Raw genomic sequence first — 25,529 nt, 5'->3', positions numbered from 1 at the left:
CTGCGGCGGACGGTCGGGTGCCGGGACCGCCCGCCCGGGAAGCCGGGGCACGGTGCGCCGGGGCGTCGGGAGGAAAGAGCCGGATGACGACGATGGTGGATGTGGCACGGCGCGCGGGCGTCTCGGTCGCCACGGTCTCGCACGTGGTGAACGGCACCCGCCCCGTGCGCCCGGACACCCGGGCCGCGGTGCTGGCCGCCATCGAGGAGCTCGGCTACACCCACAACACCCTCGCCCGCTCGCTGGTCACCTCCCGCACCCGCTCCATCGGCCTGGCGGTCTCGGCGATCAGCAACCCGTACTTCACCGAGATCCTCCAGGGCGTCGAGGCCGGTGCCCTGGAGGCCGGGTACAGCCTGCTGATCGCCGATCCGCACGACGATCCGCGCCACGAGCGCAAGGTGGTCCAACTGCTGCACGAGCGGCGGGTGGACGGCATGATCGTCGCCCCGTCCGCCGAACCCGCCGAGATGGTCGACTACGTGACCAAGCGTCGGGTGCCGACGGTCTTCCTCGACCGGCTGGTCGGCGACGACTTCGACCAGGTGTGCGCGGAGAGCACCGACCCGGTGCGCCAACTCGTCGGCCATCTGGCCGACTTGGGGCACACCCGGATCGGCCTGGTGGCGGGGCTGCCCGGGCTCAGCACCACCACCGAGCGGGTCCAGGGCTACCGCGCGGGGCTGCGCGAGCGCGGGCTGCCGTTCGCGCCCGAGCTCCTGGCCGGCGGCAACTCCGAGGCGGAGGGCGCCCAGGACGCCACTCGGCACCTGCTCGCCGCGCCGGAGCCGCCCACCGCGATCATCACCGCCAACAACGCGATGACCATCGGCGCGCTGCAGGCACTGCGCGCCCTGGGCCGCGAGGTCCCCCGGGACATCGCGCTGGCCTGCTTCGACGACTTCTCCTGGGCGGACCTGTTCACCCCGCGGCTGACCGCGATCGCCCAGCCCAGCCGGGAGTTGGGCGCGGCGGCGGTGCGCCTGTTGCTGGAGCGGCTTCAGGCGCCGGACCGGCCGCCCCGCACCGTCCGGCTGCCCTGCACCTTCGTGCACCGCACCTCGTGCGGCTGCCCCGCCTCCGGCTGACGGCCCGAACCGGCCCCGCCCCGGGGCCCGTACGCCCTCCCCCGCCACGTCCCGGCCGGCCCCGGCCGCCCGTAGGAAAGGATCCGCATCCGTGATCGTCGTCGCCGGCGAGGCGCTGATCGACCTCGTCCCCAGTCAACAGCCCTCCCCCGACGGCCCGTTGCCGGCGCTGCTGCCGCGGCGCGGCGGCGGGCCGTACAACACCGCGGTGGCACTGGGGCGGTTGGGCTCGCCGGCCGCGTTCTGCTCCCGGGTCTCGACCGACGCCTTCGGCGCGGCGCTGCTGCGCGGGCTGCGGGACGGCGGGGTGGACACCTCGCTGGTGCAGCGCGGCCCGGAGCCGACCACGCTGGCGATGGCGGACATCAGCCCGGACGGCTCGGCCGGTTACGGCTTCTACGTGGAGGGCACCGCCGACCGGCTGTTCACCCTGCCCCCGGCGCTGCCGGACGCGGTGCGCGCGCTCTCCCTGGGCACCTGCTCGCTGGTGCTTCAGCCGGGCGCCGGCGCCTACGAGGCGCTGCTGCGGCGGGAGGCCCGGCGCGGGGTGTTCACCGCGCTCGACCCCAACATCCGCCCGGGGCTGATCCTCGATCCGGACGCCTACCGGGCGCGGTTCCGCTCCTGGCTGCCGGATCTGGCGTTGCTGAAGCTCTCCGAGGAGGACGCGCTGTGGCTGACCGGGGCGCCGGCCGCGGCGGGCGTCGACCGGGCGGCGGTGCTCGCGGCGGCCCGGGAGTGGCTGGCGGCGGGGCCGGCGGCGATCGTGCTCACCCACGGCGGCGACGGGCTGACGGTGCTGACCCGGGGCGGCGGCGAGGTGTCGGTGCCCGGTGAGCGGGTCGCCGTGGTCGACACCATCGGCGCGGGCGACACCGTCAACGCGGCGCTGCTGCACCGGCTGGACGCCCATGACGCGCTGTCGTATCCGGCGGTCGCGGCGCTGACCGGCGAGGAGTGGGCGGACATCCTCCGCTTCGCCGCCCGGGCGGCCGCGATCACCTGCTCCCGCGCGGGCGCGGAGCCGCCGTTCGCCGCCGAACTGGCGGCCTGAGGGCGGCGGTTGCACCGGCGGGGGCGGGGCTCCGGGAGGGAGCCCCGCCCCGCTGTGGGTGCGACGGTGTGCCGGACGCCCTTGTCAGGAGGCCCGACGGGCCCGCGTCGTCGCCTTCTTGGCCGGGGCCTTCTTGACGGCGGTCTTCTTGGCGGCGGAGGTGGCCGCGGTCTTCTTGGCCGCCGTCTTCGCGGTGGCCTTCTTCGCCGCGGTCTTCTTCACCGTGCCGTTCTTCGCCGTCGAGGCGGTCACGGTCGGCGTCCCGGCGGACGCGGCGGCCACGGCCTTCTTCGTGGCCTTCTTGGCGGCGGCCTTCCGGGCGGCCGGCGCCTTGGTCGCGCCGCCCACCAGGCCGGCGTCGCTGACCCGGTCGCCGAGGATGTCCCGCAGGAACTTGCCGGTGTGGCTGGCCGGGATCGCCGCCACCTGCTCCGGGGTGCCCTCGGCGACGACCATGCCGCCGCCGCTGCCGCCCTCGGGACCCATGTCGATGACCCAGTCCGCGGTCTTGATCACATCGAGGTTGTGCTCGATGACGATCACCGTGTTGCCCTTGTCGACCAGGCCGGAGAGCACCTTGATCAGCTTGCTGATGTCCTCGAAGTGCAGGCCCGTGGTGGGCTCGTCGAGGACGTAGACGGTGCTGCCGGTGGAGCGCTTCTGGAGCTCGCTGGCCAGCTTGACGCGCTGCGCCTCACCGCCGGAGAGGGTGGGCGCGGACTGGCCGAGCCGGACGTAGCCGAGGCCGACCTCGTTGAGCGTCTTGAGGTGGCGGGCGATGGTGGGCACCGCCTCGAAGAAGCTCAGCGCCTCCTCGATCGGCATGTCCAGCACCTCGGCGATGGACTTGCCCTTGTAGTGCACCTCCAGCGTCTCGCGGTTGTACCGCGCGCCGTGGCAGACCTCGCACGGGACGTAGACGTCCGGCAGGAAGTTCATCTCGATCTTGATGGTGCCGTCGCCGGAGCAGTTCTCGCAGCGGCCGCCCTTGACGTTGAAGGAGAAGCGACCGGGCAGATAGCCGCGGACCTTGGCCTCCATCGTCTCCGCGAAGAGCTTGCGGACGTGGTCGAAGACGCCGGTGTAGGTGGCCGGGTTGGACCGCGGGGTGCGGCCGATCGGCGACTGGTCGACGTGCACCACCTTGTCGACGAGGTCGTCGCCGGCGACCCGGGTGTGCCGGCCGGGGACCGACTTGGCACCGTTCAACTCGCGGGCGAGGTGGGTGTAGAGGATGTCGTTGACCAGCGTCGACTTGCCGGAGCCGGAGACGCCGGTGACGGCCGAGAGCACGCCGAGCGGGAAGGAGACGTCGATGTCGCGGAGGTTGTTCTCCTTCGCGCCGTGCACCGTCAACTGGCGGGACGGGTCGGCGGGGCGGCGCACGTCCGGCGTGGCGATGGCCTTCTTGCCGGCGAGGTACTGGCCGGTGAGGGAGTCCTTGTTGGCCAGCAACTGCTTCATCGGGCCGCTGTGCACGACCTTGCCGCCGTGCTCGCCGGCGCCGGGGCCGATGTCGACGACCCAGTCGGCGACCTTGATGGTGTCCTCGTCGTGCTCCACCACGATCAGGGTGTTGCCCATGTCGCGCAGCCGCACCAGGGTCTCGATCAGGCGGTGGTTGTCGCGCTGGTGCAGGCCGATCGACGGCTCGTCGAGGACGTAGAGCACGCCGACCAGGCCGGAGCCGATCTGGGTGGCCAGGCGGATGCGCTGGGCCTCGCCGCCGGAGAGGGTGCCGGCCGCGCGGTTCAGCGAGAGGTAGTCCAGGCCGACGTCGACCAGGAACTTCAGCCGCTCGTTGACCTCCTTCAGGACCCGCTCGGCGATGGTCTTCTCGCGGGCGTTGAGCGTCATGGTGCGCAGGAAGTCGGCGCAGTCGCTGATCGACATCGCCGCGACCTCGGCGATCGACTTCTCCTGGACCGTGACCGCGAGCACGATCGGCTTGAGCCGGGTGCCCTCACAGGTCGGGCAGGGCACCTCGCGCATATAGCCCTCGAAGCGCTCCCGGCTGCTGTCGCTCTCCGCCTCGCTGTGCCGCCGCTTGACGAACGGCACCGCGCCCTCGAAGGCGGTGGTGTAGGCCCGTTGACGGCCGTAGCGGTTGCGGTAGCGGACCTCGATCTGGGTCTTGTGGCCGTGCAGCAGGGCCTTCTTGGCGCGCTGCGGCAGGCCGGCCCAGGGGATGTCCGTGCGGAAGCCCAGGGCGTCGGCGAGCGCGCCGACCAGCCGGCCGAAGTAGTCCTTGGTGTGGCCGCCGGACCAGGGGTGGATGGCGCCCTCGTCGAGGGAGCGCTCCTCGTCCGGGATGATCAGCTCGGGGTCGACCTCCATGCGGGTGCCGATGCCGGTGCAGTCCGGGCAGGCGCCGAAGGGGGAGTTGAAGGAGAAGGAGCGGGGCTCCAACTCCTCGAAGGAGAGGTCGTCGTAGGCGCAGTAGAGGTGCTCGGAGTACATCCGCTCGCGCTGCGGGTCGTCCGGCTCCAGGTCGACGAAGTCGAGGATGACCATGCCGCCGGAGAGGCCGAGGGCGGTCTCCACGGAGTCGGTCAGCCGGCGCTTGGCGCTCTCCTTGACCGTGAGGCGGTCGATGACCACCTCGATGGTGTGCTTCTCCTGCTTCTTCAGCTTCGGCGGGTCGGAGAGCTGGATGGTCTCGCCGTCGACCCGGGCGCGGCTGTAGCCCTTGGTCTGGAGGTCGGAGAAGAGGTCGACGAACTCGCCCTTGCGCTCGCGCACCAGCGGCGAGAGCACCTGGAAGCGGCTGCCCTCGGGGAGCTCCAGGACCTTGTCGACGATGGCCTGCGGCGACTGGCGGGCGATCGGCCGACCGCACTCGGGGCAGTGCGGCTTGCCGATCCGGGCGAAGAGCAGTCGGAGGTAGTCGTAGACCTCGGTGATCGTGCCGACCGTCGAGCGCGGGTTGCGCGAGGTCGACTTCTGGTCGATCGAGACCGCGGGGGACAGGCCCTCGATGAAGTCCACATCGGGCTTGTCCATCTGCCCGAGGAACTGTCGGGCGTAGGAGGAGAGCGACTCGACGTAGCGCCGCTGCCCCTCGGCGAAGATCGTGTCGAAGGCGAGCGAGGACTTGCCCGACCCGGAGAGCCCCGTGAAGACGATGAGGGAGTCGCGGGGGAGGTCGAGCGAGACATTGCGGAGGTTGTGCTCGCGAGCGCCACGAACGATGAGACGGTCGGCCACGCCGGTCGGCACCTTTCTTGGAGAGTGGGGCGGGAGCCACGGGGCTGCGCCCGCCGCGCGGTGAGCGAGCAGAGGCGGCGGAGCGGAGCGGGACCCCCGCCCAAGGGTATGGGGGTCGCCGCGGCAGCGTCGTTGGGATGCCACACACGAGCCTATAGCACGTGCATTCGATTTACTGGCCTCGCAAGCCCCCTTCACCCAAACGTGTCACGGCCCCACAACCTTCCCGAAGCGTTGACCAGCCCTTACGCCGTTCGGCGCGCGGGACGACTCCGACCGACCTGCCCCCGACCTCCGTCCGGCAGCGCCCGCTCCAGTACGTCGAACGTGTGCCGGATCACTGCCTCGTGGTCAACGGCGACCGCGTCCGCGGGGTCACCCGCCAGCTGTCGGGCGGCGGCATCGACGAAGACCGTCCGCCACCCCGCGACGATCAGCGCCGCGGCCAGCCGGGCGTCCCGGTCGGGCCGCGCGGGGTCGCCGCCGGCCGCCTCGGCGAGCGCGCCGGCCAGCGCCCCCTCGACCTCCTCGACCGCCTCGCGGGCGCGGGCCCGCAGCGCGGGCGAGTCGAGCACGGTGCGCCAGAAGTACTGGAACCCCTCCTTCGGCCCGCCCAGCGGATGCCCCTGCGCGAACAGCTCCAGCGCCAGCCGGCGCAGCGCGGCGAGCGGCGTCTCGTCCGCGCCGCGCTCCCGCACCCCGCGCACGGCCAGCTCGACGGCCTCGGGGATCCGGTCGAGGAAGAGGTCCTCCTTGCGCGGGAAGTAGTTGAAGACCGTCATCGTGGAGACCTCGGCGGCGCGGGCCACCTCGGCCACGGTGACGTCGTCGAAGCCGCGCGTGAGGAAGAGCTCCGTCGCGACCGCGGAGATCCGCTGCCGGGTGAGCCGCTTCTTGCGCTCGCGCAGCGGTAGTTGGGCGTCCCCCTCGGCGCCCGCACTCCCCCGCACCGACTCCCCCGCCACCTTCTTTCCGGCCACCTTCTCCCCTTCCGCACTCCCTCAGCAGGGCATCAGCCTCTCCCGACAGGAGGGCAACCAAAAAATTGTACCCAAAACAAATTTTTAGTCACTACACTCCACGCCATGACACATGACGCGGACGTAGTGGTGGCGGGGGGCGGCCCGGTGGGGCTGCTGCTCGCCTGCGAACTGGCCCTGGCGGACGTCTCGGTGATCGTCCTGGAGCGGCTGACCGAGGTGGACACCACGATCAAGGCGGGGTCCCTCAACACCCCCAGCGTGGAGGCCCTCTACCGGCGCGGGCTGCTGCCCCAGTTGGCGGCGGCGCAGCGCACCGCCCTGGCGGGCCTCGGCGCGTTCGTCCGGCAACGGCAGGCCGCCGGCGCCTCGTTGACGAAGCCGGTGCCGAAGTTCGCCGGGCACTTCGCGGGCATCATGCTCCGCGGCGAGTTGCTCGACGAGTCGGACCCGGACTTCGGCACCAGCGGCCCGGCCGGCGAGGTCGGCCTGGTCCCCCAGGAGGCGCTGGAGCGGATACTCGCCGCCCGCGCCGCCGAACTGGGCGTCGCCGTGCGCCGCGGGGTGACCCTCACCGGCTTCGACACCGACGACGACGCGGCGGCCGTCCGCGTCCACACCTCCCAAGGCCCGCTGCGTGCCGGCTGGTTGGTGGGCTGCGACGGCGGCCGCAGCACGGTCCGCCGGCTCGCCGGCATCCCGTTCCCCGGGACGGAGCCGTCGATCACCGGCCACCAGGCCATCGTGGAGCTGACCGGCGCCGACGCCCTGGGGGCCGGCTGGAACTGGACCGCCACCGGGACGTACGCCCACGGGCCGATGCCCGGCCGAATCCTCACCGTGGAGTTCGACGGGGCGCCGGCGGACCGCGAAGCCGCCATCAGTGCCGAGGAGTTGCAGGGCGCGCTGCGCCGGGTCTCCGGCGTCCCGGACGTGACGGTCACCAAGGTGCGCTCGGCGACCCGGTTCACCGACAACGCCCGGCAGGCGGCCGAGTACCGCCGCGGCCGGGTGCTGCTGGCCGGCGACGCGGCCCATGTGCACGCCCCGTTCGGCGGCCAGGGGCTCAACCTGGGCCTCGGGGACGCGATGAACCTCGGCTGGAAGCTGGCGGCCACGGTGCACGGCCGGGCCCCGGAGGGGCTGTTGGGCAGCTACGCCGTCGAACGGCGGCCGCTCGGCGCGTGGGTGCTGGAGTGGACCCGGGCCCAAGTGGCACTGATGCGGCCCGGATCGCACAGCGACGCGCTGCGCCGGGTGGTCGCCGAACTGGCCGGGACGTCCGACGCCACCACCTACTTCGCCAAGAAGATCTCCGGCGTCTGGCAGCGCTACGACCTGCCCGGCACGCACGAGCTGACCGGCCGCAGCGCCCCCGACCTGGAGCTGTCCGACGGGCACCGGCTGGCGGACCATCTGCACGCCGGCACGGGCCTGTTGCTCGACCTCGCCGACGATCCCGGGCTGCGCGGGCGGGCGGCCGGCCTCGGCGACCGGGTGCGGGTCCTGACGGCGCGCTGCCCGGAACGGCCCGCCCTGGCCGGCCTCCTGGTGCGACCGGACGGCTACACCGCCTGGGCGTCCGATGTCGCCGGCCCCTACGGGGAGTTGGACGCGGCGCTGGCCCGGTGGTTCGGGGCGCCCACCGCGGTCCCGGTGGGCTGACGCGCCCCGGGGCGCGGACCGGGCGGACGCCGGGACAGGAATCCCGCGTTCCGTCCGCCCCCTCCGCGCCCGCGCGCACCACCCGTGCCACCGGCACCACCCCTTATCCGGCCGGAAGCTCTCCGTCCGCCTCCCGGATCCGGCCGCCCGGCGCTAGCGTCGGGACATGACCATCGCTCCTGATTTCCCCCGCGACACGGCCGCCGTCCACGACTCCACCGAGCGCCTCCTGATCTCCCTGGGGAAGCTCGACGACGCCGCGGTCGGCGAGCCGTCACTGCTCCCCGGCTGGACCCGCGGCCACGTCCTGGCCCATCTGGCCCGTAACGCCGACGCCCTGGTCAATCTCCTGACGTGGGCCCGGACGGGTGTCCGCACGCCGATGTACGCGAGCGCTCAGGCCCGCAACGGCGACATCGAGCGGGGCGCCGACCGCCCGTTGGCGGTGCACCTCGCGGACCTGGCGGAGAGCTCGGCCCGCTTCGCGGCGGCGGCGCGGGACCTGCCCGAGGACCGTCGGGCCTACGAGGTCGAGATGCGCAACGGCGTCGTCGAACGGGCCGACCGGCTGCCGCTGCGCCGGCTGACCGAGGTCGAGTTGCACCACGTCGACCTGGGCGTCGGCTACACCATCGAGCACCTGCCGGCCGCCTTCGTGGACAGCGAGCTGGACTTCCTCGCCGGGATCAAGTTCGCCCGCCACCCGGACCTGCCGGCCCTGGAGTTGCACGCCGACGAGGGCCGGCGCTGGCGCACCGGGCGCGCGGACTCCGTCGACGGCACGCCCACCGCGCCGGTGGTGGTGCGCGGCCCGGCGCGGGATCTGGTCGGCTGGCTGACCGGGCGCTCCGACGGCGGCCGGCTGGAGACCCACGGCGGTCCGCTGCCGCTGATCCCGCCGCTCTAGAGTTGGTGTCATGACCTACAGCGGAGCAGTGAAGGTCGGCGGACCGGCCGACGTGCACGAGCTGACCGACCTGATGATCTCGAAGGTCGCGGTCGGTCCCACCAACAACAACGCCTATGTGCTGCGCTGTCGTGCCACCGACGAACAGCTTCTGATCGACGCGGCCGCCGAGCCGCACACGCTGCTCACCCTGGTCGGCGACAGCGGCCTCGCGTCCGTGGTCACCACGCACCAGCACGGCGACCACTGGGGCGCGCTGCGCGAGGTCGTCGACGCGACCGGCGCACGGACGTACGCGGGGCGGTACGACGCCGAGGGCATCCCCGTCCCCACCGACGTCCTGGTCGACGACGGCGACGTCCTCACCGTGGGGCGGGTCCGGCTGACCGCGCGCCATCTGGTCGGGCACACCCCGGGCAGCATCGCGCTGGTCTACGACGACCCGCACGGCCACCCGCACGTCTTCACCGGGGACTGCCTCTTCCCCGGCGGGGTGGGCAACACCTGGGGCAGCGCGGAGCGGTTCGCCAGCCTGCTGGACGGCGTGCAGCGCAAGCTCTTCGACGAGTTGCCGGACGAGACCTGGGTCTATCCGGGCCACGGCGCCGACACCACGCTCGGCGACGAGCGGCCGCACCTCGCCGAGTGGCGGGAGCGCGGCTGGTAGGCGCCGGTCGAACGACGCCGGGCCCGGTGGGTGCAGCCGCACCCACCGGGCCCGCTTCGTGTGCGCCCCGCCGCCCGCTAGCCGCGGGGATGCGCCCCCGCCTCGTCGGGCTCCTCGGCCGCCGCCAGCCGCCGCGAGGCGCGCAGGCTGGTCAGCGTGGTGACGACCAGCACCGCGCAGATCACGCCCAACGAGACCGGGATGCTGATCTCCGGCACGGCCACCCCGGACTCGTGCAGGGCGTGCAGCACCAGCTTCACGCCGATGAAGCCGAGGATCACCGACAGGCCGTAGGAGAGGTGGACCAGCTTCTTGAGCAGTCCGCCGATCAGGAAGTAGAGCTGCCGCAGCCCCATCAGGGCGAAGGCGTTGGCGGTGAAGACGATGTACGGGTCCTGGGTGAGGCCGAAGATCGCCGGGATCGAGTCCAGGGCGAACAGCACGTCGGTGGTGCCGATCGCCAGCATGACGATCAGCATCGGCGTCATCAGCCGCCGGCCGTTCTCGACGACGAACAGCTTCGTGCCGTGGTACCGGTCGGTGGACGGGAAGCGGCGCTCGACCGCCTTCAGGAAGCGGTTCTCCTCGAACTCCTCGTCCTCCGCCCCGGAGCGCGCCTCCTGGATGAGCTTCCACGCCGTCCAGATGAGGAACGCGCCGAAGAGGTAGAAGACCCAGGAGAAGTTGGCGATGATCGCGGCGCCCGCGCCGATGAAGCCGGCCCGCAGCACCAGCGCGATCAGCACCCCGACCATCAGCACCCGCTGTTGGTAGATGGCCGGGACCGCGAACTTGCCCATGATCAGGACGAAGACGAAGAGGTTGTCGACGCTCAGCGACTTCTCGGTGATGAAGCCCGCGAAGAACTCGCCCGCCGGCGCGCCGCCGGCGAAGAGCAGCAGCCCGAGCCCGAACAGCACGGCGAGCCCCATCCAGACGCCGGTCCAGATGCCGGCCTCTTTGAGGGACACCTCATGGGGCTTGCGGCCGCCGATGAAGAAATCAACGGCAATCAGGGCGATCAGACCGAGGATGGTCAGCACCCACAGACCAAGGGAAACGTCCACTGCTCCTCCGGCAGACTCGTACGGCACTCACAGCGTCGTCGCTGCCGGAGGGACTTTCCGCACCCTCCACACCAGGAAGAGTAAAGGAAGTTCATCAAAAGGCAAAGAGATAGGCAAATATGCAGGTAGGGGCGATGCTGGGGCGGCTGACACGCCGCGTTCCCGCCGCGGTCGCACGTCTGCCCCGCTCCTCGGCACACGGGCCGACGGGCGGGGCAGAGAGGCTTAACGGGCCGGAGCCGGCCGCTACTTCAGGCCGGCCTCCTTCATCTGCCGCAGCTCCTTCTTCAGCTCGCCGACCTCGTCGCGCAGCCGGGCGGCGACCTCGAACTGGAGCTCCGCGGCGGCCGCCCGCATCCGCTCCGTCAGCTCCTCGATCGTCTCGGCGAGCTCGGCCGCGGGGCGGTCCGTGGGAACCTCGGCGCCCTTGCCGCCCTTGCCCTTGGCCGCCTTGCCGGCCTTCCCTCCGAGCGCCGGGACCGGCGCCTTGACCTTGCCGTCCTTGTCGCCGCCGGACTTGCGGTAGCCGCTGCCCAACAACTCCTGGGTGTCGATCTCCTCGCGGGCCAGGGTGGCGACGATGTCACCGATCTTCTTGCGGAGCGGCTGGGGATCGATGCCGTTCTCCTTGTTGTACGCGAGCTGCTTCTCCCGGCGGCGGTTGGTCTCCTCGATGGCCTTCTCCATCGCCGCGGTGATCTTGTCGGCGTACATGTGCACCTGGCCGGAGACGTTACGGGCCGCCCGGCCGATGGTCTGGATCAGCGAGGTGCCGGAGCGCAGGAAGCCCTCCTTGTCCGCGTCCAGGATCGCCACCAGGGAGACCTCCGGCAGGTCCAGGCCCTCCCGGAGGAGGTTGATGCCGACCAGCACGTCGAACTCGCCGGCCCGCAGCTCGCGCAGCAGCTCCACGCGCCGCAGGGTGTCCACGTCGCTGTGCAGATAGCGGACCTGGATGCCGAGCTCCAGGAAGTAGTCGGTGAGGTCCTCGGCCATCTTCTTGGTGAGCGTGGTGACCAGGACGCGCTCGTCCTTCTCGGTGCGCTTGCGGATCTCGTGCACCAGGTCGTCGATCTGCCCGTCGGTGGGCTTGACCACCACCTCCGGATCGACCAGACCGGTCGGCCGGATGATCTGCTCCACGAAGCCGTCGCCGCGGGACAGCTCGTAGGGGCCGGGCGTCGCGGAGAGGTAGACGGTCTGGCCGACCCGCCCCAGGAACTCCTCCCACTTCAGCGGGCGGTTGTCCAGCGCGGACGGGAGCCGGAAGCCGTGGTCGACGAGGGTGCGCTTGCGGGAGGCGTCGCCCTCGTACATGGCGCCGATCTGCGGGACGGTGACGTGCGACTCGTCGATGACCAGCAGGAAGTCCTCGGGGAAGTAGTCGAGGAGGGTGTTGGGCGCCGAGCCCGGCTCGCGGCCGTCGAAGTGCATCGAGTAGTTCTCGATGCCCGAGCAGGAGCCGATCTGCCGCATCATCTCGATGTCGTAGGTGGTGCGCATGCGCAGCCGCTGGGCCTCCAGCAGCTTGCCCTGCTTCTCCAGCGTGGCCAGCCGGTCCGCCAGCTCGGCCTCGATCCCGGCGACCGCCTTCTCCAACCGCTCGGGGCCGGCGATGTAGTGGCTGGCGGGGAAGACGTAGAGCTGCTGGTCGTCGCTGATCACCTCGCCGGTGAGCGGGTGCAGGGTGGACAGCGCCTCGATCTCGTCGCCGAACATCTCGATCCGGACGGCCAGCTCCTCGTAGACCGGGAAGATCTCGATGGTGTCGCCGCGGACCCGGAAGGTGCCCCGGGTGAACGCCACGTCGTTGCGGGCGTACTGGATGTCCACGAAGCGGCGCAGCAGCTGGTCCCGGTCGATCTCGTCGCCGACCTTGAGGGACACCATGCGGTCGACGTACTCCTGGGGCGTGCCCAGGCCGTAGATGCAGGAGACCGAGGCGACCACGATGACGTCCCGCCGGGTGAGGAGGGAGTTCGTCGCGGAGTGGCGCAGCCGCTCCACCTCCTCGTTGATGGAGGAGTCCTTCTCGATGTACGTATCGGACTGCGGGACGTACGCCTCGGGTTGGTAGTAGTCGTAGTAGGAGACGAAGTACTCGACGGCGTTGTTGGGCAGCAGCTCGCGGAACTCGTTGGCGAGCTGGGCCGCGAGGGTCTTGTTGGGCGCCATCACCAGCGTCGGGCGCTGGAGCTTCTCGATCATCCACGCGGTGGTCGCCGACTTGCCGGTACCGGTCGCGCCCAGCAGGACGACGTCCTTCTCACCGCCGCGGATGCGCCGGTCGAGCTCGGCGATGGCCGTCGGCTGATCGCCGCTGGGCTGGTAGGAGCTGACGACCTCGAAGGGCGCCACCGTGCGTTCGATCTTTGAAACGGGCCGCATGGGATCCACCGTACGACCCGCCACTGACAATCGGGGCCGGATCGGATCTGACCTGCGGTTTTCACGGGTGCTCTGAGGGGCGGGGCGAGCGGTCGCGGCCGCGGCGGGTCCGCGGCTCGGCGCGGCGATCCACGACCTGGAGCCGGGCGGAGTCGGGTGCGGGGCGGTCCGGACGACGGCCCGCCCCGGACGCGGCCGGCAAAATCGGCCAACCATGCGAGGGGTGACCGACCGTCGGCCGAGATGCGCGGACGCCGCGGCTCCGGCAAGTTGGACGACGTCGGGACGTACGTCTGCTGCACGGCCATTCCGGGCACCCTGCAACTACGACGCTCGGCACGGAACACCGGCCTCTTGTCGTTCAGCGCCCGGCCACCGCACGTCCGCCCCCTCCTCCGGCCCGGCTGCGATTCTCCGACCGTCCCTCCCGTTCACCTCACTTCACGTCAGCTCACTTCCACGACGTCACGAGGAGTCCGTATGCGTATCCGCCCCGTCGCAGCCCTCGCCGGCGCGCTCATGGGTCTGTCCGCGCTCGTCCTCCCCACCGCCGCGGCCCGGGCCGCGGCCAACGGGCACCCCCCTGTAGTGGTCGGCCACCGCGGCGCGGCGGCGTACGCGCCCGAGAACACCCTCGCCTCGATCGACGCGGCGCACCGGCGCGGGATCACCTGGGTCGAGAACGACGTCCAGCGCACCAAGGACGGGGAGCTGGTCGTCCTGCACGACACCTCGCTGGCGCGCACCACCAACGCCAAGAAGGTCTTCCCCAACCGCTCCCCGTGGAACGTCGGCGACTTCACGCTCCGGGAGGTCAAGAAGCTGGACGCGGGCAGTTGGTACGGGGCGAGGTTCAAGGGGGTGCGGGTGCCCACCCTGGAGGAGTACCTGGACGAGGTCGAGCACAACGGGCAGCGGCTGCTGATGGAGCTGAAGAACCCGGAGCTCTACCCCGGGATCGAACGGCAGGCCCTGCGGGAGTTGCGGGCCGAGGGCTGGCTGAACGGCTCGCACCTCAAGCGCCGGCTGATCGTCCAGAGCTTCAACGCCGACGCGATCAGGAAGGTGCACCGGATGAACCCGGCCATCAAGACGGGCTTCCTGGGCAGCCCCTCGGTGGCCGACCTGCCCAAGTACGCGGCCTACTGCGACCAGATCAATCCGCCGCACACGGCCGTCACCCCGCACTACGTGACCGCCGTGCACCACCTGAAGGGCCCGCACCACCGGCGGTTGGAGCTCTACATCTGGACCGTCGACGACGCCAAGTCGGCGGTGCGCGCCGCGGGCCAGGGCGTCGACGGGGTGATCAGCAACAAGCCCGACGTGGCGCGCAAGGCGCTGCACAGCGCCGGCTACTGACCGCTGCGGCGCAGCGGGGAGGAGGTCCGGCGGCGGTCGCCGGACCTCCTCCCCGCCGCGTTGTCGGTGGGCGGCCCTAGGCTGGGGAGCGTGACGGACGCAGAGCACGTTCCCGGGCCGGCGACGACGCCGGCCGCAGCACCCGACACCGCCCAGAAGAAGGCGTACCCGGCCCGCCGCGACTGGGGCTGGACGCGCATCGACAGCCCGATCGGCCCGCTGCTGCTGGCGGCGACCCGGGAGGGCCTGGTGCAGGTCGCCTTCCACGCCGACGAGCGGGTCACGCGCCGCGCGCTCGGCCGGCTGGAGACCGTCTTCGGCGGGCCCCCGCTCCCGGAGATACCGCATCTGGCGACGGCCGCCGCCGAGCTGCGCCGTTATTTCTCCGGCGAGCTGCGGAGTTTCGCGGTCCCCCTGGACTGGTCGCTGTCCGGTGGTTTCAACGCCCGGGTGCTGCACGCCCTGGACGACGGCGTCCCCTACGGCACCGTGGTCGGCTATCAGGACCTCGCCGACCGGGTCGGTGAGCCGGGCGCGGCCCGCGCGGTGGGCGCGGCGATGGGCTCCAATCCGCTCCCCGTGGTCGTCCCCTGCCACCGGGTGGTGGCCAGCGACGGCGGCATCGGGGGCTTCGGCGGCGGCCTGGAGGCGAAACGACTGCTGCTGGCCCTGGAGGGTGTGCTGCCCGCGCCCCTGTTCTGAGCGGCGCCGTTCGCGCCCCGCCCGTTCCTCCTCCGCGCCGCCGGGGTCCGTCCCGGCGGCCGGCACCGTCCACGAAGGGCCCGCATGTCCCGTCAGATCGCCCTGCTCCGCGGCATCAACGTCGGGGGCCACAACGCCTTCCCCAAGGCGCGTCAGTTGGAGCTGGCCCGCTCCCTGGGGTTCCAGGAGGTCTCCGTCCTGTTGCAGACGGGCAATCTCGTCTTCGCGGATCCGGGGACCCCGCCGGAGCGGACCGCCCGGCGGATCGAGGAGGGCATCCTGGCCGAACTGGGCCTGACGGTGCCGGTGGTGGTGCGGACCCGGGACGAACTGGCCGCCGTGGTCACCCGGAACCCGTTCCCGTCGGCCGTGCCGGAGCCCAAGACCCTGCACGTGACGTTCCTGTCCGAGGTGCCCGCCGACACGGCCCGGTTGGACACACTCGATCAGGCCGCCTTCGCGCCGGACCGGTTCCAACTGCGGGGCCGTGAGCTGTACTTGTGGTGCCCGCAGGGCATCGGGCGCTCCAAGCTGGCCGATGCGGTGGGGCGCGCCCGGCTCGGAGTGACGGCCACCGCCCGCAACTGGAACACCGTCACCAAGCTGCTCGCGCTGGCCGCCGCCTGACGGCCCGGCGGGCGCCCCGGGACGGCCCCGACGCCCGGGGCGGTTCGGGGCGTCAGCGCCAACCGTGGAGCTCCCGCAGCCGGTTGGCGACGAGGTTGAAGCGGCCCCGGTCAAGCGCGCACGCCTCCCGGCGCATCCCGTCCGGGTGGATGCGCAGCACCCGGTCCACGGCGACCCAGGAGTCGCGCCCCTCGCGGTCCCAGGGGCCCGCGCCGATCGCCACCCAGTCCCGGTCCTCGTCGTGGTGCTTGCTCGACAGTTGCACAGCCAGCACCGTCCCGGCCTTCTCCCGCGCCACGACCAGCACCGGCCGGTCCTTGCCGCGCCCGTCGTGCTCCTCGAAGGGGACCCAGGTCCAGACGATCTCGCCGGGGTCCGGTTCGCCGTCCGGGTCGGGCGCGTAGGTCATCGTCACGGCGCCGACGGCGCGCGGCGGGACCTCCGCGGTCGCGGTGGGGCCCTGGCTGCCGGGCAGGGGCTGGTGCGGGTCTGCTGAGGGGAACGAAGTGGTCATCCCCGCACGCTACCGGCCGCGGTGAACTCGCTGGTCAGCGGCCCGTGTTCGGCCGCCCGCGGTCGATTGTCAGTGGTCGGCCGTACGGTTTTTCACAGCGGGGGGACGGTCGACGGGACCGCCCGGAAGGGAGCACCATGTCCGAGACCACGACGTATCTGGAGCTGTCCCAAGAGGGCGGCGGGGCCCACAAGTTCTACGAGGTCCGCGTGCAGGACACCGTCGTCGCGGTGCGCTACGGGCGGATCGGATCGGCGGGGCAGCGGCAGACCTCGACGTTCCCCACGCGGGAGAAGGCGCAGGCCGCGGCGGCCAGGAAGATCGGCGAGAAGGTGCGCAAGGGCTATGCCCCGGCCATCCCCGGGCAGCGCACGGCCCGGCCGGTGACGCGGCGCCAGACGGCCTCGGCGCCGTCGACGGCACGGGCGGTGGCACCGGTGCTGTGGCGCTTCCGCACGGACGCCGCGGCGTTCGGGATCCACATCGCCGCGGACCGCTGCTGGATGGGCAACCAGAACGGCGAGGTCTTCACCCTCGGCCACGACGGCGAGGTGCTCGCCCGCTATCAGCTCCCGGACGGCGTCAAGTGCCTGGTGGCGGACGACTTCTGGATCTACGCGGGCTGCGACGACGGCACCGTCTACGACCTCTCCTCCAAGCTCCCGTTCGCCGCCTACGCCATCTCCCCGGACACCGACATCTTCTGGCTGGACATCCACGAGGGCGTCCTCAACGTCGCCGACCGCAATGGCACGTTGACCGTGATCGACCACGAGGACGAGTACCAGTGGTCGCGCCGCAGCAGCGGCACACACGCCTGGATGGTGCGCCGCGACGACCGGGCCGTCTACCACGGTCACCACGACGGCGTCACCGCCTACGCCACCGACGGCGGCGGCGAGTTGTGGCACACCCCGACCCGGGGCGGGGTGCTGTTCGGCTGGCAGGAGGACGACGCGGTCTACGCCGGGACCGACCGACGGGTGGTCCAACGGCTGGCGAAGGACAGCGGGGAGTTGGAGGCCACCTACGCGTGCGACACGGCCGTCTACTCCTGTGCCACGGCGCCGGGCGGCCGCTATGTCTTCGCCGGGGACTCGGCGTCCTCGGTGTACTGCTTCGCGACCGACGGCACCCGGCTGTGGAAGCTGAGCACCGGCGGTGGATCGGCGCTGTCGATGCAGTACCTCGACGAGAAGCTCTATCTGGTCACCACCGACGGCTCCCTGGTGTGCGTGGACGCCAGTGACGCCGCGATCGCCGCCGCCCGCGCGGGCACGGTCCCGGTCGCCCGGGACGTGAAGTCGGCCGCCGCGCTGCCCACCTACACCCCGGCCGCCACGGTCCGCACGGTGGCGGGCGACGCGGCCTCGGGGGTCTTGGTGGAGTGTGTGCAGGAAGCCGACCGACTGCGGGTCCACGTGGTCTCCGCCGGCTACGAACCGTCGTGGAACGTCCAGTTCCCGCGCCACATACGACAGGCCGGGGCCCGGTACGTCGTCGAGGAGCTGGCCCCCGCCTCGGGCGGTTTCTACCGCGTCCGGGGCGAGATCCGGCGGTTGGTCTGAGGGCGGCGCGGACCCTGCGCGCGCGGTGCCGGGCGGGCGGCGCTCAGCCGGCCGGCCCGCTCCAGGCCGGTCGGCGGGGATCGTCGGCCCGTACGACCACGTCCGCCGCCTCCTCGGGCCGGGTCTCGGCCTCGTAGCGGGCGAACGCCGGCAGCGTCCAGCGCTGGTCCTCCGGGGTGCGGCGGGCGAGGGCGGCCGGCGACAGCTTCAGGTGCACGGAGAGGTCGAAGGGAAACCAATGTCCGAGCAGCAACGGGCCGTGCAGCAACAGCACGCCGCCGGACGGCAGTTCCACGTAGGGGCTGCGCGTCGCCCGGTCCGCCACCGGGTCCCACAGGTCCGGGAGCACCCGGCCGGTGCCGCCCGGCTCCAGCGGTTGGAACACCTCGCGCCACAGGGCCCGCCGGTCGAACCACTCGTCGTGGAAGGCGTCCGGGTCCTCGCGGCCGTACTCCAGCCGCAGCGAGGCGGGGCGCAGAAAGCCGTGGGCGTCGGCCGCGTGCACCGCCCGCCCCCGCAGCCGCAGCGCCTCGGCGAGCCGCCCGGCGAGGTCGCCGGGGGCGGCTGCGGGCGCTCCGTCCACCGCCACCCGCAGCCAGGGGCTCCCGTCGTGCGCCGTCAGCGCGTCGACGCGCGCGGCGAGCGCGTCGGTGAGCCGTTCCCAGGTGATCGCTTCGAGCCGCACCCGGCCATTGTGCCCCGCCGGCCGGCTCCGGACGCCGGGGGTCAGCGGGAGGACGTTCCGCCGGGCTGGACGTTGAGGCTGCCCCCGTCGGAGACGAGCCCGACCTGGATCACCGACCCGTGCGAGCCGCCGTTGATGGTGTTGTGGATGTCCCGCACGGTGCTCCGGCGCTCCTGGGGCGCCACCTCGTCGAGCAGCGCCCGCAGTTCGGCGGCCGCCTCCGGGTCCTCGGCCAGCAGTCGCCGCAGCCGGGCCTTCCAGACCACGGCCACCCCCTGCGCCACCTCCTCGTCGCCGTCCTCCCGGGCCGCGATGACGTCGGTGCGCGCCCGTTCCAGCTCGCGCTCGACCGCCTCCTCCTCGCCGTCGCCACGACGGCGGGCGAGCAGGGCGGCCGTCCGCCGGCGGACGGCGGCCCAGCCCTCGGTCGCCATCTGCTGCACCAGCGTCGTCGCCCCCGCGGTGGCCAGCGCGATCAATTCCTGTTCCATCGGACCCCCTTGTACGTCGTGCACGCGTGCGTCGCGCGCGTGGTGCCACGGTAGAGAGCCGGGCCACCTGATGAACAGCCGCACGGCCGGGCGCCGCGGCGGGAGTTCAGACGTCCAGCGCCGGGCGGGCCGCTCCGTGGCGGCTGAGTACGGCCGCGGCCTCCTTCGTCGCCTCGATGATCTCCTCGGGCACCTGCGGCATCACGGTCTTCTGCTTGAGCAGCAGCACCGCGCCCATGATGGCGCCGTCCCACATGATCGGCGCGGCGCAGGAGTTCCAGCCGGCCATGCACTCCTCGAAGCCGAGCGCGTAGCCGAGGTCGCGGACCTCCGCCAGGGAGGTCAACAGCGCGTCGTTGTCCCGGTAGACACCGGGGCCGGCCTGCTCGGGGACGGGCTCGGCCAGCACGCGCTGCTGGAGGACGTCGGGCAGGTAGGCGAGGATGGTGCGCCCGGAGGCGCCGGTGCGCAGGGAGCGGGTCACGGACAGCACATCGCGCGGTGTCATGCCGAGTTCGGCCAGATCGGAGTCGCCGACGGCCATGTCGACGCACTGCCGCTGCGCGCCGGAGAACGGCGCCACCATGTAGAGGAACACCAGCCCGTCGCCGGTGGCGTCGCGCAGACCGGCGAGGACCGTCTGGGCGCCGTCGAGGCGGTGGTCCAGGGCGGTGAAGGCGAGGTGGGCGGCCGAGGTCCGCAGCCGGTAGAGGCCGCGGTCCACCCGCTCGAAGATGCGCTGGTAGACGCCGGATTGCAGGATGCGGTAGACGACGGAGTCGTCCAGGCCGGTGAACTCAGCGATCTCACCGGGCCCGTGGGCGGACCCGCCGAGTTCGGCGAAGGCCGTCTGGACGAGGAAGACCCGCTCGGCGTGGCCGGATCCGGACGTCCGGCCGCCGGTGGCGGTCGCGCCCCTGGCTGCCGGGCCGGTGGGCTGCGCGGCCTTTGGAGCCGTGGACTGCGACGCTGCGGTGCGATGGCCCATCGTGTGCTCTCTCCTCTGGCGATGATCCGCGCCCGAAGGCGCACGGCGTGTGCGGTGCGGGGTGCCCCGCCCTCGGAGCCCCCTGCGTCAACGGGTGACGTCGAGGGCGAGTTTCCCGGTCGGGGTGCGGGCGGCGAGGTCGTGGTGCGCCTGCGCCGCCTCCCCGAGCGCGTAGGTGGCGCCGATCAGCGTCCTGAGGGAGCCGTCGGCGACGGCGTCGAACAGCGCCCGCATGGACGTCGGCAGCGCCGTCCGGTCCGCGTAGAGCTGGGGCAGCCAGAAGCCGGAGACGGTGATCGAGCGCTCCATCAGCTCCCGGGTGGACACGCTCGCCAGCTCCCCGCCGGCGAAGCCGTAGACGGCGAGCCGGCCGCGCGGCGCGACGGCGGCCAGGGTCCGGGCGAAGGTGGCACCGCCGGTCATCTCCAGCGCGGTCTCGACGGGACCGCCGGCCGCCTCCAGGATGCACTCCGTGAGGTCCTCGGCAGTGGAGTCGACGACCGCGTGCGCGCCCAGGTCCAGGGCGAGTTGGCGCTTGGCCGGGGAGCCGGCGAGGGCGACGACCTTCGCGCCGGCCCGCGCCGCGAGCTGCACGGCCAGCGTGCCGACCCCGCCCGCCGCGGCCGGCACGACGACGGTCTCACCCGCTGCCAGGCGCAGCGCGGTGAACAGCAGGTGCCAGGCGCTGTTGCCCTGGAGGGCCAGCGCGACCGCCTGCTCGTCGCTGACGGCGTCCGGCACGTCCCAGGTGACGCGGCGGTGCAGCAGCGCCCGTTCCGCGTAGCCGCCGCCGCGGGTGAGGCCGACGACCCGGCGTCCGCCGTCGACGGTGCCCACGACCTCGTTGCCGGGCGTGTAGGGCAGTTCGACGGGGGCGAGGTAGGTGTCCCCGCGGACGTGCACGTCCGCGTAGTTGACGCCGGCCAGGGCCACCTCGACGCATGCGTGCCCGGCACGGGGCTCCGGTTCGGGGACGTCCTCCATCCGGAGCACGTCCGGGCCGCCGAACTCTCGCATCACGATCGCGCGCACGTCTCTCCCTCGGGTCCTCCGGTGCGGTGCCCGCACAGGGTAGGCACGGCGCCGGCCGACCCGCCGCCCCCCGATCATTTCGCGCCAACCCTCCGGCCAATCAGGAGGCAGCCACCTCTTTCGGCCCCCGGTTTCCCGGTGCTTTTCTCGTCTCGCGAGAAAACTCCCGGCCGTTTTCCACCCATTGCTCCGTTTTGTAGCGGGTCTACCCAGTGGTACACGCCGGATGGCTCCTACATATCCCTCACTCGTCTTCGGCTACCGGAAGTGATCGCCGCCGCCTACGATCCGGACGTGTGTCCGCCGTTGCCCAGAAGTGACGGCCGCGTTTCCAGGGGCCGGGCACGGCGTGCGAGGCTGCGGTGTCGGCCCGTCCTACCCGGTGCGCCGGGCGGGGAGTGGCGGAGGACGTGGCTCGGGCTGCGGCAGGGCGGACACGGCCTGAGGGGGATTCATGATGGGGAAATCGGGGGGCGGCAGGCCGGCGTTCGCGCCGGCCTGCCGCGACATCCAGCGCGCTCTGCCGCTGCCTCCTGCTCCCCTGCGCATGTTGCGAACCGCGTCCGCCTCCCTGCCGTCGCTGACGGCGCGGGTCACCGCCGCCACCGACGCCGTCATCGCCGCCGCGCGCCGCCGGTCCCGGCCGTACGCCGCTCCGCCCTTTCTGGACGCGGCCCGGCCCAGCCGGGGACCCGCGCGCCACCGCCGAGAAAGGGACCGCCCATGAACGCGTCGAGCAGTACGAGCAGCGCAGGGCTTGAGTTCACGCACCCATATCTCGCCGTGGTGCTCGGCGGCGGCTTCACGGGCATGCTCGCCGCCGCGGCGCTGTCCGCGTACGCCGATGTGATCGTGGTGGAGCGGGAGCGGCTGCCGCGAACTCCCGTGCTGCCCACGGACCTTCCGCAGCCCCGCCACACCCATCTCCTGGCAGCCGACGGCGCCCGGGTCGTGGAGGGCCTGCTGCCCGGCGCGATCGACAGATGGCTGGCCGAGGGCGCCCACCGGCTCCCCGCACCGACGGAACCGGCCGGTCCGCTGCTGCCCGGTCGGCCGGCCCGCCGGACCCGTACGCGGGAGGTGTTCGCCTGCTCCCGCGATCTGCTCGACCGCGGCGTCCGCGATCAGGTGCCGGTGCTCACCGGGGTGTCGATCCTCGACAGCACGGAGGCGGAGCGGCTGACCGGCACCGCCGAACACGTCACCGGGGTGTGGGTCAAGGACACCATCGGTGGTGAAACGTACCGCTTGGACGCCGACTTGGTGGTCGACGCCACCGGCCGCTCCTCCACCACCCCGGACCGGCTGGCGGCGCTCGGCCTGCCCGCCGCCCCCGAGGACGTCCGGGACTCCGGCATCGTCTGCGCCACCCGGATCTTCCGCGCCCCGCCCGGGCAGGAGAACTGTCCGGTGCTCACGGCCCGTTCGGGCGGCGACGGGAGCGCCGACGCCCACCCGGCCGCCCGGACGGCGACCCTGGTCCCGATCGAGGACGGGCGCTGGCTGGTCACCCTCACGGGCAGCGGCGCCGATCGGCCGTCCCAACGGGCCGACGCCTTCGTGCCGTTCGCCCGCCGGATCCACGCGGCCATCGGGGACCTCATCGCCGACGCCGAGCCGCTGAGCGAGGTGCGGGTGACCCGCGACACCACGAGCCGTCGCCACCGCTACGAGCAACTGTCCTGCTGGCCCAGCGGGTTCGTGGCGCTCGGCGGCGCGGTTGCCTCGATCAATCCGGACTACGGCCAGGGGCTGTCCCTCGCCGCCCACGGCGCCACCGCGCTCCGCAACGCGCTGCGGCGGTACGGCCTGGACGATCCCGCGCTGGCCCGCAGGGTGCAGCGCACCGTCGGCGACCTGGTCGAGGCGCCCTGGGCGCTGGCCACCGGCGCGGAGCCCCCGCGGTCGCCGCACCCGAACGCGGCGTCGCTCGCCGCCCGCCTCGTGCGCGGCGCCGTGCCCGGGGCACACCTCCCGGCCGCCGCCCTGCCGCCGGTCTGTCGCGCCTACGTCGATGTGATCACGCCCACGGTGCACGCGGCCCGTCCGCCGCAGGCGTTCGCCCCGCGACCGACGTCCACCACACCGGCGCCCACGGTGCGACCGCCCGGCGTCGACACCCCGGAACCGCCGTCTCCCCTGTCGTCCCTGTTCAGCGCCTCGGCCGCCGCCGCACTCACCGCGGCGCCGCCCCCGGTGGTACCGGGTAGCCCCGGTAACGCCGCCGGTTCGGGCACCGGTACCGAGCAGACCCCCCGCCGACTCCCCCGCCCCCTCGGCTTCGGGCCCGGCTCGTTGCGGTTACGGCGGTTCAACAGCGGCCGAAGGAAACCCGGCGGCTCCTGAGGCGCGCCCCTGAACTACGGTGGACGACAGGGACACGTCCGATCACAGGTGGAACGACCGCCGGCAGTCGAACCACCAGGGGGGTTGCGGAGAACGGTGAGGCGCGCTAAGACCACTATGGCGACGAACCGCGAACCGCGAACCGCGAACCGCGAACCGCGAACCGCGAACCGCGAACCGCGAACCGCGAACCGCGAACCGCGAACCGCGAACCGCGAACCGCGAACCGCGAACGAGGCCGGGCCTGCCGGTGGTTGTGCGCCCGCGGTGGCCGACACCACGCACGGACTGCTGCCGCCGCTCCGGGTCCCCGTGGGCGAGGACCCCGAGCGCTGGCAGACGTTCCCCGGCGAGAAGCTGGTCGTCGCCGTCGCCCGCACCGTCACCTCGACCGTCCGGGTCCTCGACGTCCTCCGCCCGGTGCTGCGCGACGACCCGCGGGTCCACCTGGTCTTCGCCTTCGACCCCACCTCGGCCTTCAACGACGGGGTGCCCGCGCTGCTCCGCTCGGTCGGCGTCCGGGTGCTGCCCTGGCACCAGTTCGCCGAGGCCGACCCGCATCTGATCGTCACGGCGACCGAGAACGCCGACCTCGCCTCCGCTGGCCACACCTGCCCGGTGCTGGTGCTGCCACACGGCGTCGGCTTCCACAAGGTCGTTCCTGACTCCCGCAGCGACCGCGACCGGCTGGCCGGCGTCGTCCCGGACGCGCTGCTGCGCAGCGGCCGCGCCCGGCTCGCGATATCCCACCCGGACCAGGCGGCCCAACTCGCCGCCGCGCACCCGGCCACCGCGGGCCGCACGCTGCTCGTCGGCGACCCCTGCTACGACGCGCTACTGGACGGACGGGACCTCCGCGCCGACTACCGCCGGGCCCTCGGCGTCCGCGACGGGCAGCGGCTGATCATGCTCAGCTCGACCTGGCGCGACCACTCGCTCCTGGGCCACCACCCCGCCCTACCGGCCCGCCTGCTCGCCGAACTCCCCCTGGACGACCACGCGGTCGCCCTGGTCACCCACCCCAACATCACCTCCGCCCACGGCAGTTACACCCTCCGCTCGCACCTCGACTCCGCACACGACGCCGGACTGCTGACCATCCCGCCGACCGCCGGCTGGCAGGCCACCCTGCTCGCCGCCGACCTGCTGATCGGCGACCACGGATCGGTCACCTTCTACGGTGCGGCACTCGGCACGCCCCTGCTGCTCGGCGCGTTCAGCGACGACGAGGCCGTCCCCGGGACTCCCATGGCCGAGTTGGGCCGGATCGCCCCGCGCCTACACCCCGACGCCCCGCTGCGGCCTCAGCTCGAACGGGCGCTGGGACGAGGGCAGTCGGCCGGCGACGACACCGCGGAGCGGCTGTGCAAGATCGGCGAGAGCGCCTTCGCCGTGCCGGGGCGCGCCCTGGAACTCCTGCGCACCGCCGTGTACGACCTGCTGCGCCTCCCCGAACCGGACGACTCACCGCCACCCCGCCGCGCCCCGGCGCCACCCGCCTTGCGGCACCACCCGGAGCCCACCACCGCCTGCCACGTCCACACCTCGGTCACCGAGGAACCCGGCGGCCCCCGCATATCCGTCGAACGCTTTCCCGCCACGGTCGCCTCGTCCTCATCATCCTCACCCTCCTTGCCCTCCACGTCCTCGTCGTCCTGCTCGCTCATGTCGTCCGTGACGGGGCACGACTCCCCTGACGGCCCGTTCCGGCATCTGTCCTGTGCCGACGACGAGGAGGACCGGCGGTGGCCGGAGAGCGCGTCCGTGCTGGTCCGGCGTACCCCGGCCAAGACCACCGTGAGCGCCGACCGGTGGATCGACGACACCCTCGCCCGCTACCCCGGCTGTCTGCTCGCCACCGCCACGGTCGCCGGCCACGGCTGCCGAGCCGGGCTGCGCGACGGCCGGACGGTGGAAGTGAACGCCACCGGCCTGCTGGACGACGCCGCCGTCCTGGCCGCCGTCGTCTACGCCTGCCTGCGCACCCGGCGCCCCCTGGAGGGCTTCGCCACGCTCGCCCTGGGCAGCCGCACCGAGGACATCGAGCTCCGCCCCGCCCGACGTGTAGGCCAGCCGCGGCCACCCGCCTGAACTCCCCCCGGTCCGGACCGGGGCCTCCGGCTCTCGGCCCGGAGCAGCGACGCCAGGAGGCCAGCCCCCGAATCCCCGAGAGGCAAGGTCTCGGCTCCAA

20 protein-coding genes are annotated in these 25,529 nt (G+C 72.8%); 11 read left to right on the top strand and 9 right to left on the bottom strand.

The window, feature by feature from the left end:
* Positions 1-83: 83 nt before the first annotated feature.
* Positions 84-1,088: a LacI family DNA-binding transcriptional regulator gene (locus PV796_RS28535; RefSeq protein ID WP_274916274.1), complete on the top strand. Its 1,005-nt coding sequence runs from the start codon at positions 84-86 to the stop codon at positions 1,086-1,088.
* A 91-nt stretch (positions 1,089-1,179) separates the two neighbouring features.
* The gene (locus PV796_RS28530; RefSeq protein WP_274916273.1) at positions 1,180-2,142 is read left to right on the top strand and encodes a carbohydrate kinase family protein; all 963 of its coding nucleotides are present in this window, start codon (positions 1,180-1,182) and stop codon (positions 2,140-2,142) included.
* Between the two features lie 84 nt (positions 2,143-2,226).
* On the opposite strand, the gene uvrA is transcribed toward PV796_RS28530, so the two are convergent.
* A complete protein-coding gene (gene uvrA, locus PV796_RS28525) occupies positions 2,227-5,349 on the bottom strand; it encodes an excinuclease ABC subunit UvrA (RefSeq protein WP_274916271.1) in 3,123 nt (1,040 codons plus the stop codon).
* Positions 5,350-5,594: 245 nt separating this feature from the next.
* Positions 5,595-6,329, bottom strand: coding sequence for a TetR/AcrR family transcriptional regulator (locus PV796_RS28520; protein ID WP_446750634.1), 735 nt, complete (start codon positions 6,327-6,329; stop codon positions 5,595-5,597).
* Between the two features lie 105 nt (positions 6,330-6,434).
* Here PV796_RS28520 and PV796_RS28515 point away from each other — a divergent pair, with 105 nt between their 5' ends.
* The 3 genes from PV796_RS28515 (at position 6,435) to PV796_RS28505 (ending at position 9,568) form a co-directional block, all read left to right on the top strand.
* A complete protein-coding gene (locus tag PV796_RS28515; RefSeq protein WP_274916270.1) occupies positions 6,435-7,994 on the top strand; it encodes an FAD-dependent monooxygenase in 1,560 nt (519 codons plus the stop codon).
* A 166-nt stretch (positions 7,995-8,160) separates the two neighbouring features.
* Positions 8,161-8,901 (top strand): maleylpyruvate isomerase family mycothiol-dependent enzyme, encoded by a 741-nt coding sequence (locus tag PV796_RS28510; protein WP_274916269.1) that lies wholly within the window; start codon positions 8,161-8,163, stop codon positions 8,899-8,901.
* A gap of 10 nt (positions 8,902-8,911) precedes the next feature.
* Positions 8,912-9,568 carry an MBL fold metallo-hydrolase gene (locus tag PV796_RS28505; protein WP_274916268.1) on the top strand — a complete coding sequence of 219 codons (657 nt, stop codon included), beginning with the start codon at positions 8,912-8,914 and terminating at the stop codon, positions 9,566-9,568.
* 77 nt (positions 9,569-9,645) lie between these two features.
* On the opposite strand, the gene PV796_RS28500 is transcribed toward PV796_RS28505, so the two are convergent.
* Both PV796_RS28500 and uvrB read right to left on the bottom strand, forming a co-directional pair.
* Positions 9,646-10,635 carry a TerC family protein gene (locus PV796_RS28500; RefSeq protein ID WP_274916267.1) on the bottom strand — a complete coding sequence of 330 codons (990 nt, stop codon included), beginning with the start codon at positions 10,633-10,635 and terminating at the stop codon, positions 9,646-9,648.
* A 246-nt stretch (positions 10,636-10,881) separates the two neighbouring features.
* A complete protein-coding gene (gene uvrB / locus PV796_RS28495; RefSeq protein ID WP_274916266.1) occupies positions 10,882-13,023 on the bottom strand; it encodes an excinuclease ABC subunit UvrB in 2,142 nt (713 codons plus the stop codon).
* A 480-nt stretch (positions 13,024-13,503) separates the two neighbouring features.
* Here uvrB and PV796_RS28490 point away from each other — a divergent pair, with 480 nt between their 5' ends.
* The 3 genes from PV796_RS28490 (at position 13,504) to PV796_RS28480 (ending at position 15,714) form a co-directional block, all read left to right on the top strand.
* Positions 13,504-14,385: a glycerophosphodiester phosphodiesterase gene (locus PV796_RS28490; protein ID WP_274916265.1), complete on the top strand. Its 882-nt coding sequence runs from the start codon at positions 13,504-13,506 to the stop codon at positions 14,383-14,385.
* 90 nt (positions 14,386-14,475) lie between these two features.
* Entirely contained in the window at positions 14,476-15,087 is a 612-nt protein-coding gene (locus PV796_RS28485) for a methylated-DNA--[protein]-cysteine S-methyltransferase (protein ID WP_274916264.1), read from the top strand.
* Between the two features lie 84 nt (positions 15,088-15,171).
* On the top strand, positions 15,172-15,714 hold the full coding sequence (locus PV796_RS28480; RefSeq protein ID WP_274916263.1) for a DUF1697 domain-containing protein: 543 nt from the start codon (positions 15,172-15,174) through the stop codon (positions 15,712-15,714).
* A 52-nt stretch (positions 15,715-15,766) separates the two neighbouring features.
* On the opposite strand, the gene PV796_RS28475 is transcribed toward PV796_RS28480, so the two are convergent.
* Positions 15,767-16,228, bottom strand: a complete 462-nt coding sequence (locus PV796_RS28475; protein ID WP_274916262.1) for a type II toxin-antitoxin system PemK/MazF family toxin — start codon at positions 16,226-16,228, stop codon at positions 15,767-15,769.
* A gap of 137 nt (positions 16,229-16,365) precedes the next feature.
* Between PV796_RS28475 and PV796_RS28470 the strand changes: the two genes are divergently transcribed.
* Positions 16,366-17,796 (top strand): WGR domain-containing protein, encoded by a 1,431-nt coding sequence (locus tag PV796_RS28470; RefSeq protein WP_274916261.1) that lies wholly within the window; start codon positions 16,366-16,368, stop codon positions 17,794-17,796.
* Between the two features lie 43 nt (positions 17,797-17,839).
* On the opposite strand, the gene PV796_RS28465 is transcribed toward PV796_RS28470, so the two are convergent.
* The 4 genes from PV796_RS28465 to PV796_RS28450 form a co-directional block, all read right to left on the bottom strand.
* Complete coding sequence (locus tag PV796_RS28465) at positions 17,840-18,481, bottom strand: uridine kinase (RefSeq protein WP_274916259.1); 642 nt, start codon at positions 18,479-18,481, stop codon at positions 17,840-17,842.
* Positions 18,482-18,522: 41 nt separating this feature from the next.
* Positions 18,523-18,972, bottom strand: coding sequence for a hypothetical protein (locus tag PV796_RS28460; RefSeq protein ID WP_274916257.1), 450 nt, complete (start codon positions 18,970-18,972; stop codon positions 18,523-18,525).
* Between the two features lie 106 nt (positions 18,973-19,078).
* Positions 19,079-19,960 (bottom strand): IclR family transcriptional regulator domain-containing protein, encoded by an 882-nt coding sequence (locus PV796_RS28455; RefSeq protein WP_274916255.1) that lies wholly within the window; start codon positions 19,958-19,960, stop codon positions 19,079-19,081.
* An 87-nt stretch (positions 19,961-20,047) separates the two neighbouring features.
* Entirely contained in the window at positions 20,048-20,992 is a 945-nt protein-coding gene (locus PV796_RS28450; protein WP_274916253.1) for a quinone oxidoreductase family protein, read from the bottom strand.
* A 723-nt stretch (positions 20,993-21,715) separates the two neighbouring features.
* Here PV796_RS28450 and PV796_RS28445 point away from each other — a divergent pair.
* Both PV796_RS28445 and PV796_RS28440 read left to right on the top strand, forming a co-directional pair.
* Positions 21,716-23,338: an NAD(P)/FAD-dependent oxidoreductase gene (locus PV796_RS28445; protein ID WP_274916251.1), complete on the top strand. Its 1,623-nt coding sequence runs from the start codon at positions 21,716-21,718 to the stop codon at positions 23,336-23,338.
* 267 nt (positions 23,339-23,605) lie between these two features.
* The gene (locus PV796_RS28440) at positions 23,606-25,429 is read left to right on the top strand and encodes a CDP-glycerol glycerophosphotransferase family protein (protein WP_274916249.1); all 1,824 of its coding nucleotides are present in this window, start codon (positions 23,606-23,608) and stop codon (positions 25,427-25,429) included.
* Positions 25,430-25,529: the final 100 nt, after the last annotated feature.

The organism is Streptomyces sp. WZ-12 (genome assembly GCF_028898845.1).
GTDB lineage: Bacteria > Actinomycetota > Actinomycetes > Streptomycetales > Streptomycetaceae > Streptomyces.
This window is presented reverse-complemented; position numbering and strand designations above follow the sequence as displayed.